This window comes from Pseudomonas sp. KH_024_B2 (genome assembly GCF_057839965.1).
The window spans coordinates 4,086,761-4,098,894 of sequence record NZ_CM174502.1; the positions used below are offsets into that span (position 1 = coordinate 4,086,761).

At 60.1% G+C, this 12,134-nt stretch carries 16 protein-coding genes; 2 read left to right on the forward strand and 14 right to left on the reverse strand.

All coding sequences use genetic code 11. From position 1 onward, the window contains the following. Window positions 1-36: 36 nt before the first annotated feature. From AC3I0A_RS18955 to ccmA, 13 genes are all read right to left on the reverse strand, one after another. Window positions 37-675 carry a hypothetical protein gene (locus AC3I0A_RS18955; RefSeq protein ID WP_489373773.1) on the reverse strand — a complete coding sequence of 213 codons (639 nt, stop codon included), beginning with the start codon at window positions 673-675 and terminating at the stop codon, window positions 37-39. A gap of 145 nt (window positions 676-820) precedes the next feature. Beyond that, on the reverse strand, window positions 821-1,225 hold the full coding sequence (locus AC3I0A_RS18960) for a type II toxin-antitoxin system HicB family antitoxin (RefSeq protein WP_489373774.1): 405 nt from the start codon (window positions 1,223-1,225) through the stop codon (window positions 821-823). Between the two features lie 31 nt (window positions 1,226-1,256). Next, window positions 1,257-1,439, reverse strand: coding sequence for a type II toxin-antitoxin system HicA family toxin (locus AC3I0A_RS18965; protein WP_489378547.1), 183 nt, complete (start codon window positions 1,437-1,439; stop codon window positions 1,257-1,259). 423 nt (window positions 1,440-1,862) lie between these two features. Beyond that, complete coding sequence (locus AC3I0A_RS18970) at window positions 1,863-2,270, reverse strand: hypothetical protein (RefSeq protein ID WP_489373775.1); 408 nt, start codon at window positions 2,268-2,270, stop codon at window positions 1,863-1,865. A 13-nt stretch (window positions 2,271-2,283) separates the two neighbouring features. Then, on the reverse strand, window positions 2,284-3,492 hold the full coding sequence (gene ccmI, locus AC3I0A_RS18975) for a c-type cytochrome biogenesis protein CcmI (protein WP_489373776.1): 1,209 nt from the start codon (window positions 3,490-3,492) through the stop codon (window positions 2,284-2,286). Then, the gene (locus AC3I0A_RS18980; RefSeq protein ID WP_489373778.1) at window positions 3,489-3,959 is read right to left on the reverse strand and encodes a cytochrome c-type biogenesis protein; all 471 of its coding nucleotides are present in this window, start codon (window positions 3,957-3,959) and stop codon (window positions 3,489-3,491) included. The genes ccmI and AC3I0A_RS18980 overlap by 4 nt, the downstream gene beginning before the upstream one ends. Continuing rightward, on the reverse strand, window positions 3,956-4,492 hold the full coding sequence (locus tag AC3I0A_RS18985; protein WP_489373780.1) for a DsbE family thiol:disulfide interchange protein: 537 nt from the start codon (window positions 4,490-4,492) through the stop codon (window positions 3,956-3,958). Before AC3I0A_RS18985 ends, AC3I0A_RS18980 begins: the two co-directional genes overlap by 4 nt. Beyond that, window positions 4,489-6,492: a heme lyase CcmF/NrfE family subunit gene (locus tag AC3I0A_RS18990; protein WP_489373782.1), complete on the reverse strand. Its 2,004-nt coding sequence runs from the start codon at window positions 6,490-6,492 to the stop codon at window positions 4,489-4,491. Before AC3I0A_RS18990 ends, AC3I0A_RS18985 begins: the two co-directional genes overlap by 4 nt. Before the next feature lie 3 nt (window positions 6,493-6,495). Continuing rightward, window positions 6,496-6,951: a cytochrome c maturation protein CcmE gene (gene ccmE, locus AC3I0A_RS18995; protein WP_489373783.1), complete on the reverse strand. Its 456-nt coding sequence runs from the start codon at window positions 6,949-6,951 to the stop codon at window positions 6,496-6,498. Continuing rightward, complete coding sequence (ccmD, locus tag AC3I0A_RS19000; RefSeq protein ID WP_489373785.1) at window positions 6,948-7,124, reverse strand: heme exporter protein CcmD; 177 nt, start codon at window positions 7,122-7,124, stop codon at window positions 6,948-6,950. Before ccmD ends, ccmE begins: the two co-directional genes overlap by 4 nt. Beyond that, window positions 7,121-7,876: a heme ABC transporter permease gene (locus tag AC3I0A_RS19005; protein ID WP_489373786.1), complete on the reverse strand. Its 756-nt coding sequence runs from the start codon at window positions 7,874-7,876 to the stop codon at window positions 7,121-7,123. The genes ccmD and AC3I0A_RS19005 overlap by 4 nt, the downstream gene beginning before the upstream one ends. 95 nt (window positions 7,877-7,971) lie before the next feature. Next, window positions 7,972-8,640, reverse strand: coding sequence for a heme exporter protein CcmB (gene ccmB, locus AC3I0A_RS19010; protein WP_489373788.1), 669 nt, complete (start codon window positions 8,638-8,640; stop codon window positions 7,972-7,974). Continuing rightward, window positions 8,637-9,218, reverse strand: a complete 582-nt coding sequence (gene ccmA / locus AC3I0A_RS19015) for a cytochrome c biogenesis heme-transporting ATPase CcmA (protein ID WP_489373789.1) — start codon at window positions 9,216-9,218, stop codon at window positions 8,637-8,639. Before ccmA ends, ccmB begins: the two co-directional genes overlap by 4 nt. A 249-nt stretch (window positions 9,219-9,467) precedes the next feature. On the opposite strand from ccmA, the gene fliK reads away from it, so the two are divergent. After that, window positions 9,468-11,039 carry a flagellar hook-length control protein FliK gene (fliK, locus tag AC3I0A_RS19020; RefSeq protein WP_489373791.1) on the forward strand — a complete coding sequence of 524 codons (1,572 nt, stop codon included), beginning with the start codon at window positions 9,468-9,470 and terminating at the stop codon, window positions 11,037-11,039. Continuing rightward, entirely contained in the window at window positions 11,036-11,365 is a 330-nt protein-coding gene (locus tag AC3I0A_RS19025) for an EscU/YscU/HrcU family type III secretion system export apparatus switch protein (protein ID WP_489373793.1), read from the forward strand. Before fliK ends, AC3I0A_RS19025 begins: the two co-directional genes overlap by 4 nt. Window positions 11,366-11,515: 150 nt before the next feature. Here AC3I0A_RS19025 and AC3I0A_RS19030 read toward each other — a convergent pair whose 3' ends face one another. Next, a complete protein-coding gene (locus tag AC3I0A_RS19030; protein WP_489373794.1) occupies window positions 11,516-11,896 on the reverse strand; it encodes a hypothetical protein in 381 nt (126 codons plus the stop codon). Window positions 11,897-12,134 lie beyond the last annotated feature (238 nt).

Here is a 12,134-nt window from a genome sequence, read left to right on the forward strand (position 1 = left end):
TGCGTTCGGCGCTTCTCTTTTATGCCGGTTAGCGTCTCACATCGGTGGCGCGACTCCATCCTTGCCGGCGGCAATCCATTGAGCCGTCAGCGGGCCATCGACGCTTTGGGTCGCGAACAGCGCAACCTTGACCCCGACCTGGAGCAGGCTGCGATCGCCCGGGGCCAGGTTGACGATGGGCACGTCGTCCGGCACCAGGATTTTCTGTTGGCCGCCCTTATAGTTGACCGTCAGGAGCCGCCCGTTGCTGACCACCAGATCGCCGACGCTGCCATTGGTCATGCTGCTGCCCTTGACCAGGTCAAAGGGCCGATGGCCGTCGCCGGTACCGGCCATCTGTGGGGGAAACACATGCACTTCCAGCGCCTTGAGCGTCCCGTCCGACTGCGGCACCGCGGCCGAGCCGATGTAACTGCCAGGCTTGATGTCTTCGATGTTGGCCAGAGTCACCGCGCGCACCACAGTGCCCGGGGTGAGGTTGAGGGTCAGGTTTTCGCCGCTGTTGACCTGCACTTGCATCACGTCCCCGGCGATCCCGGTGATCTCACCGCGTACGCTGACGCGCATGCCCGGAGCGTCCTGGGCCTGAGCCGCGCCTGCGGGTATCAATGCCGTCAAGGTGATGGTCCATGCCAGTGCCGTACCTCGCATCACGCGGCTGAACATCTGATTCATGGATTTGGCTTCCTGTACGGGAACATCGAAGAGCGGCGCTGGAGAACGGGTCGCGCTCATGGAGTGTAGAGAACACAAGGAGCGAGCGGTGCGGCGATCCGACTTGCCCGCGATGGCGATCTGACCGACAACCTGAACATCGTGCCTAGTGCCGAACCAGCTTCTCCATCGCTGCATCCGCCAAAAACGACGAGCGGCTTTTGACGTTGTGCTCACGCACATAACGATCGATGCGCTGAATGACGAAGCCTGGCAGCGTCACATTCACTTTCTCGGTTTTGCCAAGATAGGGCGCGATATCAAGTTCCAGCATTCCCCAGCCCATGTCGGCGAAGTCGGGATTGTCACGGTGCGCCGCGGCCGAAGTCGGCATAGGAATGGCCTGCCCGTCAGCGGCAATCTCTTGCAGCATGATGTGAGCGATCTCGACGGCCGCGTTGTAGGCCTCTTCGAACGTATCGCCTGCGGTCACTGCACCCTGTATATCGGGGATCTGAATACCGATGGCGGTGTTTTCGTCGCCCCATTCGATACAGATTGGATATTGCATTGCGCGGTTCTCCTGCGAAACTACAGCCTTGCTAAACAAGCCCGGCTCGCTTCCTGATGCTTTTGACCGTCCCGATCGGCAAATCTTTTCTGGGATGGGGTACGGGTACTGTGTGTGGACTGCAAGGGTGGTTGAAGATGTGATGACTGCCAGTGACCCGGTCGAGTATCCAACCCGCCGCCTCCAGCTCCTTGATCAATAGCCTGCTCTGCACCACCAGCCTCCTTGCTCCGGCCCAAATAAAAGTAACTCTGGAGTTATTTTTATTCAAGCTCAAAAAACCGGGCCGTGACTTTCTCTTGTTTTACAGAGTGTTGAAAAACGATGGCGCCAACCTCGAGAAAGCCGGAGCGAATCCGCTGACAAGCTGTGGGTGCCATTCCCTTGAGATTTATTCTGAATGTTCCGACGCCTTCGCGGGCAAGCCACGCTCCCACAGGTTGAGTTGTACCTGTGGGAGCGGCGGTGCGACGATTCGACTTGCCCGCGAAGAGGTCCGATCAGCCGACGCAATTTCTGATCGACTGCCTCAACCAGCCATCGCTCAATGGCGTCAGTCGGCGGTCCGCTGAAAAATCCGGCCTTTTGAGCTCCAGTTGCCAAAACAAAACGGCAACCCTGAGGCTGCCGTTAATGCTTACTGACCGAACTGACGCCCCAACCCCGATGGCACGCCATGAATATCCGTCTCTTCCCAAGGCCCGTTCGGGCTGATGGAGCGGCTCCAGCCGTTGTTCCAGCGGTAGTAGGTACGTTGGCGGTAGAAGGTGTCGGTCTGGTTGTCGAGGACGTAGACGCCCAGCTTCGCATCCCAATGGCTATTACCGCCCGGTGGCGGAGCGAAGCTGGCGGAGGTGCGTGGCAGCGGCTTGGCGGGTTTGCTCGGGGTGACCGGCTTGCTCGGCGTCACAGGCGGCGGAACCGGCCTGGTGCTCGGTGTCGAAGGCCGGATGGGCGGCAAGGTGTCCGGCGACGGGCGCTGGACCGCACAGGCGCTTAACCCCAGGACCAGACTGAGCAGGGTGATACGAGCAATGGCGGTCATAGCGGTTTCTCTGTTATTTATCCGGGCTGTCGATGGTCAATTGTTGTTGCGCGGTGGTGCTGCTGGCCAGGGGCTGGCTGCGGCCGATCCATTCGCCGGCAGTCGGTTGGCCGGCGCGTGAGATGCGCGCAACCAGTTGGACTTCAGGGAAGTTCGACAGTTTCAACTGCGGCATCATCGCGTCGGCATCCCCCAGCTCGACGGTCGCCGGCAAATCAGCAACGGTCAGGCGCTTGGCCGCCAGTGGTGCGGGTGGCCCCGAGGTGGCACGGGCGAAGATGAATACACTGTCACCCGGCTGGACCTTAGCTTTCAGATCAGGCGCCAGGTCGACACGAACCTTGAGCAGCGCTGCGGTTTTCGCCGCAACCGCTGGCGCTTGAGCGACTTTGCCACCGCTGGCCTGCAGTTTTTCACTGGCCCGCTCGATCCCGCCTTGCAGCGCAGTACGGGAGTTATCCTCCGGCGGTAGTTGCACCAACAAACGATTCCAGTAGTCGATGGCGTCCTGATAACGCTCACTTTCGAAGGCGGCGATACCCAACAGACCAAGGCTGGTGACTTCTTTCGGATCAGCCTTCAGCGCTTCGTCGGTCAACGCCTGCACCTTGTCCGACCACTTTTTGTTGTCGGCGAAATATTGCGCCTGAGCCCATTGGCCCAGCAGTTCCGGCTGACGACCGGCCAACGCCACGGTGCGCTCGAAGATCTTCGCCGCATCTGCCGGGCGATCCTGGGCCATGTAGGTGCGACCGAGGAAATACAGGCCTTCAGCCGAGTCCGGCTGCGCGGCGACAGCGCGCTCAAGACGCTGGGTCATCTCTTCCATCGATTGCGGCGCCTGGGCGAATTCGCGGGTCAACCCGACCTTGTCGCTGGCACCGAAATGCAGGTACAGGCCAAGGCCCAATACCGGCACCAGTATCGCCGCCAGCAATGGCAGCGGCTTGCCCAGACGCGAAACCCGCGCCGTGTCGGCACCTTCGGTATCGGCCAGCAGTTCACGGGCCGCTTCCGCGCGGCCGGTGTCCAGTTGCGCGGGAGTGAGCACGCCCTCTTCCTGCTCAGCTTGCAACTCAGCCACGCGCTCCTGATAAAGCGCCACGTTCAGCGCGGTACGATCCTCTTCACGTTGGGCACGGCGGCCGCGTAAAACCGGGATCAGCAGAAAACTCAGGGCAACCAGTAAGAGCAGCCCTGCAGCGAGCCAGAAATCAATCATTCTTTGTCTTTATCCAACAGTTGATCGAGGCGCTTGCGCTCATCAGGGGAAAGCGTATCCGGGGTGTCGGTGCGCTGTACGCGACGACGGCGGATGATCACTGCAATGATCACCACACCACCGAGCAACAGCCCGGCCGGACCGAACCAGAGTACTGCGGTTTTCGAGGTCAGGGCCGGCTTGTAGCGCACGAAGTCGCCATAGCGATCGACCATGAAGTCAATGATCTGCTGATTGTCCTTGCCCTCGCCGAGCATGCGGAAAATCTCTTTGCGCAAGTCAGCGGCAATCGGCGCGTTGGAATCAGCGATGTCCTGGTTCTGGCACTTGGGGCAACGCAGCTCTTTGGTCAGTTCGCGAAAACGCTCGCGGTCGCGGTCATTGGCGAACTCGTAAGTGTCGATCGCGGCGTGAGCCACGCCAGCTAGGCTCAAGCCGAGAATGGCTGCGGCTATCCAGCGCTTCATGGCTTGGCCTCATCGACCAGCGCCTGATACCTGGCGGCCAGTTTTTCACGCCAGACCACTTCGTCGATTACACCGACATATTTGTCGCGGATGATGCCTTTGGCGTCGATGAAGAAGGTTTCCGGAGCGCCGTACACGCCGAGGTTCAGGCCCAGGGTGCCCGCATCGTCACGAATGTCCAGTTGGTACGGGTTGTGGAATTCCGCCAGCCACTTCAAGGCGTCGGCGTTGACGTCCTTGTAGTTGATGCCATAGATCACCACGCCCTGCCCGGCCAGCTTGTTCAACACCGGGTGCTCGACCCGGCAGGAAATGCACCAGGTACCCCAGACATTGACCAACGCCGGTTTGCCGAGGATATCGGCCTTGGTCAGGGTCTTGCCGTCCTGTACCGACGGCAGGGAAAACTCGGGGAACGGCTTGTCGATCATCGCCGAGGGCAATTCCGCCGGGTTCAGGTACAGCCCTCGATAAAGGAACACCGCAACGACCAGAAACAAGGCCAGCGGCAACACCATCAACCAACGCTTCATGCAGCTGCTCCTGTCATGCCCAGTGCTTCCTGCACGCGGCTTTTCACCTTGACCCGATAACGCCGATCCAGGGCCGCCAGCAAACCGCCCAGACCCGTGAGCAAGCCGCCGAACCAGATCCAGCGCACGAACGGTTTGACGTGCACCCGGACCGCCCAGGCGCCATCGCCCAGCGGTTCGCCAAGGGCAACATAGATATCGCGAGTGAAACCGGCGTCGATCCCGGCTTCGGTCATTACCGAGTTCTGCACGGTGTAGAGACGTTTTTCCGGGTGCAATACGCTGACTTCCTTGCCATCACGGATGACACGCACGGTGCCTTTGTCCGAGGTGAAGTTCGGGCCTTCGAAGTGTTTGGCACCTTCGAAAATGAAGTGATAACCGGCCAGGTCCATGGATTCGCCCGGCGCCAGACGCAGGTCACGCTCAGCGCTGTTCTGGCTGGAAAGCACCACGCCCAGGGCGCAGACGGCGATCCCAAGGTGCGCCACCTGCATGCCCCAATAACTGCGGCTCAGGGTTGGCAGACCTTTGATCAGGCCTTTGTGACGGGTCTTGTCGAAGATATCGCGCACACCGGCCAGCAATACCCAGGCGGCGAGCAAGAAAGTGGCCAGCACCGCCCAGTTGAAGTCGCCATAAGCGATGCCAGCTACGACGGCCAGCGCAGCACTGCCGAGCAGCACCGGAGTGAGCATGCTCCCCAGCCATTTGACCGGGGTGTCTTTCCAGCGCACCAGCATGCCGACCGCCATCACCACCATCAGCAATCCCATCAAGGGAATGAACAGCGCATTGAAGTACGGCGGGCCGACCGACAGCTTGGCGCCGGTCATCGCATCGAGGATCAGCGGGTACAAGGTGCCGAGCAGGATCATCGAAGCGGCCACCACCAGCACCAGGTTGTTGCCCAGCAGCAGGGTTTCCCGGGACCAGAGGTTGAAGCCCACGTGGCTCTTCACGACCGGTGCGCGCAGGGCGAACAGCGTCAGCGAGCCACCGACCACAAACAACAGGAAGATCAGGATGAACACCCCACGCTCCGGATCGGACGCAAAGGCGTGCACCGACGTCAGCACGCCGGAACGCACGAGGAAGGTCCCGAGCAGGCTCAACGAGAACGCGGCGATCGCCAGCAACACGGTCCAGCTCTTGAACACCCCGCGTTTTTCCGTGACCGCCAACGAGTGGATCAGCGCGGTGCCCACCAGCCAAGGCATGAAGGACGCGTTTTCCACCGGGTCCCAGAACCACCAGCCGCCCCAGCCGAGTTCGTAGTAGGCCCACCAGGAGCCCAACGTGATGCCGATACCGAGGAAGGCCCAGGCGACGATGGTCCATGGACGGGACCAGCGCGCCCACGCCGCATCCAGGCGACCGCCCAGCAGCGCGGCGATGGCGAAGGCGAACGCCACGGAGAAACCGACGTAACCCATGTACAGCATCGGCGGATGGACGATCAGGCCGATGTCTTGCAGCAACGGATTGAGGTCGCGACCGTCTGCCGGCACTTGCGGCAGGATGCGTTCAAACGGGTTCGAGGTAAGGATCAGGAACAGCAGGAAACCGATGCTGATCATGCCCATGATCGACAGCACGCGAGCGAGCATCACTTGCGGCAACTGTCGGGAGAACACCGACACCGCAAAGGTCCAGCCACCGAGGATCAGCGCCCAGAGCAGCAACGAGCCTTCGTGAGCGCCCCACACCGCGCTGAACTTGTAGTACCAGGGCAAGGCGCTGTTGGAGTTACTGGCGACATAGGCGACGGAAAAATCGTCGGCCATGAAGGCGTAGGTCAGGCAGCCGAAGGCGAATAGTAGAAAGGTGAACTGCCCCCAGGCAGCCGGCTGAGCCAGGCTCATCCACAGCCGATCACCGCGCCAGGCACCGAGCAACGGCACGATCGCCTGAACGATGGCAAAGCACAGGGCCAGGATCATTGCCAGATGGCCCAGCTCGGGAATAAACAAACCTGAACCAAAGAGTGCGGACGTCATCGGTTAACCCTCTTTGGCTGCTGTAGGCGCCGACTGGCCGCTGTCTTTCAGGGCCTTGGTGACTTCCGGCGGCATGTACTTCTCGTCGTGCTTGGCCAGCACTTCATCAGCTACTACCACGCCATCAGCGTTGAGCTTGCCGAGGGCGACAATGCCCTGCCCTTCGCGGAACAGGTCCGGGAGGATGCCGCGGTAGGTGATGGTTACGGACTTGTTGAAGTCGGTGACGATGAACTTCACGTCCAGGGAATCGCCGGAGCGTTGCAGCGAGCCTTTCTCGACCATACCGCCGGCACGAATGCGGGTGTCATGCGGGGCTTCGCCGTTGGCGATCTGGGTCGGGGTGTAGAACAGATTGATATTCTGCTGCAAGGCGCTCAAGGCCAGGCCGACAGCAGCGCCGATCCCTATCAGGATCGCGAGGATGATCAATAGACGCTTTTTACGCAGCGGATTCACTTGCCGTTCTCCCGGCGCAGACGACGCGCCTCTTGTTGCAGATAACGCTTGCGGGCCAGGATCGGCGCCGCAACGTTGAGGGCCAGCACCGCAAAGCAGATGCCGTAGGCTGACCAGACATATAAACCGTGATGACCCATGGCGAGGAAGTCGCCTACAGATGCAAAACTCATCGTGCGACCTCCAGGGTGTTCAGCACCTGGGCCTTGACCCAGCTGCTGCGAGCTTCACGCTTGAGCACTTCAAGGCGCATGCGCAGCAACAGCACGGCGCCGAAGAAACAGTAGAAACCCAGAACCGTCAGCAGCAGCGGCAGCCACATTTCGGCCGGCATCGCCGGTTTTTCGGTCAGGGTGAACGTCGCGCCCTGGTGCAGGGTGTTCCACCACTCCACCGAGTATTTGATGATCGGGATGTTGATCACGCCGACAATCGCCAGCACCGCGCAGGCCTTGGCCGCACTGTCACGATTGCTGATGGCGTTGCCCAGCGCAATGAGACCGAAGTACAGAAACAGCAGAATCAGCATCGACGTTAGTCGTGCATCCCAGACCCACCATGAGCCCCAGGTCGGTTTGCCCCAGATCGCCCCGGTGACCAGCGCCACGGCGGTCATCCAGGCACCGATGGGGGCCGCGCATTGCAGGGCGACGTCGGCCAGTTTCATCTTCCACACCAGCCCGACGATACCGCACACCGCCAGCATTACATAGCAGGACTGCGCCAGCATGGCGGCCGGGACGTGGATGTAGATGATCCGAAAGCTGTCGCCTTGCTGGTAGTCCGGCGGCGCGAAGGCCAGGCCCCAGACTACGCCGACGCCGATCAGCAGCACGGCGGCCACACTCAGCCAGGGCAGCAGTTTACCGCTGATGCCATAAAACCACTTGGGTGAGCCGAGCTTATGAAACCAGGTCCAGTTCATTGCTGTTTCCATCACGGTTGCTGCTCGCCATCACGAGCAGCCAAGGGTCTGTCTTTTCTCAAAAAAAGTGATCAAAAAATGATCAGACCTCATTATTATTCGCCGACGCTGATCTTCAGGCCAGCAGCTATTGCAAAAGGTGTCAGGGTTATCGCCAGGGCGGTCAGGCTACCAAGCCACAAGAGATAACCGGTCGCCGGCATCCCCTGCAATGCCGCCTGCAAGGCGCCACTGCCGAGAATCAACACCGGGATATACAGCGGCAGAATCAGCAGCGCCAGCAACAGGCCACCGCGTTTCAATCCTACCGTCAGCGCTGCGCCCACCGCACCGAGCAGGCTTAGTACCGGTGTACCGAGCAATAAAGAAAGCAGCAACACCGGCAGACAGGCGGCAGGCAAACCGAGCATCAACGCCAGCAGGGGCGCGAGCAAAACCAGTGCCAGGCCGGAAAACGCCCAGTGTGCCAGTACCTTGGCCAAAACCAGAAGAGCCAGGGGGTGCGACGAAAGGACCCACTGCTCCAGCGATCCGTCCTCGAAATCACTGCGGAAAAGCCCGTCCAGCGAGAGCAGGACGGACAATAAGGCCGCTACCCAGACCAGTCCCGGAGACAAGGTTTGCAACAATTGAGTCTCAGGACCGACCGCCAATGGAAACAATGCAATGACGATTGCGAAGAAAACCAGCGGATTGGCCAGTTCTGCAGGACGGCGAAACAACAACCGCGCCTCGCGGGCGACCAGTAGTGCGAAAACACTCATACGGCCCAGCGCCCCAAATCGATGTCGCGATAACTGGCAGGCATGCGGTTCAAGGTGTGGTGCGTGGTCAATACCACCATGCCACCTGTCTCGCAGTGAACGGCCAGATGCTCTTCGAGCTGCGCCACACCTTGTTTGTCGAGGGCAGTGAAGGGTTCGTCGAGGATCCACAGCTTCGGGCTGTCCAGATACAGCCGGGCCAGGGCCACGCGGCGTTTCTGACCGGCCGACAAGGTGTGGCACGGCACATCCTCGAAACCGCGCAACCCCACCGAATCCAGCGCTTTCCAGATGGCTTCAGGGCTGGCCGGTTGATGCAGGGCGCAGAGCCAGCTGAGGTTTTCTTCCGCAGTCAGCAAATCCTTGATCCCGGCGGCGTGGCCGATCCACAGCAGGTTATGTGCCTGTTCGACGCGCTGCGTTTTCAATGGCTGACCGGCGAGCAAGACCTGGCCTGCGGTCGGCTGCATGAGACCGGCGAGCAGACGCAGCAGGCTGGTCTTGCCGCTGCCGTTGGGGCCGCTGATCTGCAACATGTCGCCGCCCGCCAGACGCAAATCGAGGTTTTCGAAGAGCATCCGCCAGTCTCGCTCACAGGCGAGCGCTACGGCTTCTAGAAGAGGGCTGGTCAAGAGATCGCGGGCCTTTACAGTTCAAGTCGGCGGTGGAGCGGCCGTTAAAGTGATGCAGAATAAATGTATTTGCGGCTTGTTCCAGAGAGCTGCGTCAAACATTTGTGATGTTTTTGCCGCTCCCTTGATATCGGGACGGCATTATACATGCAGTGTCCTGCCCTCAAGAGGGCAATTTCCACAGGTTGCGACCCGATGACAGGCGAAATGAACATCCTCCCGCTGCCGCAACCAACTGCCGGCGCCACGCGCCCGGCCGTGGTGAGTGGCGAGTTGCTCAAGCTTGTGCAACCGCTGGAAGGCCTGATCGCCGCCGGGCAGACCGCCAAGGCGGAAGTGCTGTCGCTCAAGCAGGCGGATCAGACGTTCCAGTTGCTGCTCAAGGTGACCCTCGACAGCGGCCGCCAGACCACCGTTCAAGCCACCAGCAACCAGCCGCTGCCGCAAGGCACCCATCTGGCGGTGAGCCAACCGTCGGCCGGCAATCTGGCAATCAGGGTGCAACAGGCCATCGCCTCTAACGTCGCCACCCTCAGCCGTCTGGATACTTCGCAATTGCCGGTTGGCACCTTGTTGCAAGGCAAGGTGCTGACCACTCAACTGATGCCGCAAGCCACTGGCCAACCGGCGGTCTATCGCTCGCTGGTCAGTTTGCTCAACACGGCCTTGAGCGGCAGCACGTTGAGCATCGACAGCCCGCAGCCGCTGCGCATCGGCAGCCTGCTCAGCGCGATGGTCCAGGGTTCACAGTCATTGAGCTTCGTGCCCCTGAGCGGTCGTCAGGAACAACTGGCCGTGGCGCAACAATTGATCAGCCAACAAAGCCGTCAGGGCTCGCTCGACGGGCTGATCAACGCCCTGCAAAACCAGCCGCCGTCCGACGCAACCTCGGCTGACTTGCGTGCCGCGGTCGACAAGTTGCTGGCCGGGTTGCCGGACGTTCAACAACTGAGTACGCCAAAGGGCCTGGCCCAGGCACTGGCCAACAGTGGGCTGTTCCTGGAAGCGAAACTGCTCGCCGGTCAGAACCCGGCACTGACGGAGGATTTGAAAGGCAATCTGCTGCGGTTGATTGCGCAAATCACCCCAGGCCTGCCGGGCAACACCAATCTCAATGCAATCATCGCCGCCAACACCCTGGCCCAGGCGCTGCCAAGCTTTGTGCGCAGCGCCCTCGGCACCCTCGGCCAGGTCAGCGCCAAACCCCAGCCCAGCAGCTTTCCCCTGCCCTCACGCTTGCTGCAAAGCCTTGAGGGCGAAGGTGATCTGGAGCACTTGCTGCGTCTGGCCGCCGCGGCCGTTTCGCGCCTGCAAAGCCATCAGCTGTCCAGCCTGGAGCAGACCGGCACCACCGCCGATGGCAATCTGCAAAGCACCTGGCAGCTGGAAATCCCCATGCGCAACCTGCAAGACATCGTGCCGTTACAGGTCAAGTTTCAGCGTGAGCAAACGCCCGGGAAAGAACCAAGCGAAAAGCGCGAAGACCGCGAACCCAAGCAGCCGTTGTGGCGAGTTGAACTGGCGTTCGATATGGAACCCTTGGGGCCGTTGCAGGTTCAGGCGCAGCTGATTCAAGGTCGGCTGTCCAGCCAGCTATGGGCCGAGCGACCGTACACTGCCAGCCTGATCGAGAGCCACTTGAGCGGGCTGCGTGAACGCCTGGTGGCGTCCGGCCTGAACGTCGGCGATCTGCACTGCCACCTCGGCACTCCACCGCAAGGCGCACACACCCGCCTCGAACAACGCTGGGTCGACGAAACCGCATGAAAAACCCTAACTCGCCACGCCAGGCCATCGCCCTAAAATACGATGGCCAGCACGCACCGACCCTCACCGCCAAGGGCGACGACGAACTGGCCGAAGCCATTCTGAAAATTGCCCGCGGCTGTGAAGTGCCGATCTATGAAAACGCCGAGTTGGTGAAACTGCTGGCGAGGATGGAACTGGGCGACAGCATTCCGGAGGAGTTGTACCGGACCATTGCCGAGATCATTGCGTTTGCGTGGAATCTGAAGGGCAAGTTTCCTGAAGGGCATGATCCGCAGGCACCAATGGTAGAGCGGGATGTGACGGCGCAGGGAGACGACTACTAGTCGAGAGGGATGTTGGCTTTAGGCCGCCTTCGCGGGCAAGCCCGCGCCCACAGAGATCACCGCTCACTTTGTGGGAGCGGGCTTGCCCGCGAAGAACGATAACCCGGTGCATCAGGGATACCGAAGACCCACAGTTATTCATAGCTTCATTTACTGGGCTGGAATCTTGTCGACCTTGAAAAAACGCAACAACATGAAGGACCGACCGACAATCAAGCCATTTATAAGACCCGACGCAAGAGAGGAACAGGCAATGACCGAGATGTCATTGACTGTATCTGGACTAATTGCTGCGTGATAACCGCTATAGTACCGCCACGCGAAAAAAACCCAGTAAACCATCAACACTTTTGGCGAACCACCAATAACAAGGCTGTCACCTTCTCGCCCAATATCACGATACGAGTAAAACCAGGAAGCTATGAACCACCCTATCGTCAAACTCGCGCCATAAGACGCCAGCGGCGTAAATACGCCCTGAGAAAGATTCAAGGAAAACAACGATACTGTTACGAAAATCAGCGGTATCAACTGCAAAGATCTTTTTGTTTCATGACTTCGAAACAGGCAAGAACGCCGTAATAAGTTACGACGAAAAAAACGGCATAAACCCAAAGCGGCGTACCACGCAATATATCCAGCATACATGCCCTTAACAAAGGCCGTCACCCGTGTGATGGCATCTGGATAATAGTGAAGCGTGAGCGGTAATCAAGGTGTCCAGCACACAGGAGTTATACCGGACCGCCGGGAGGGTTATTAAGCCAGA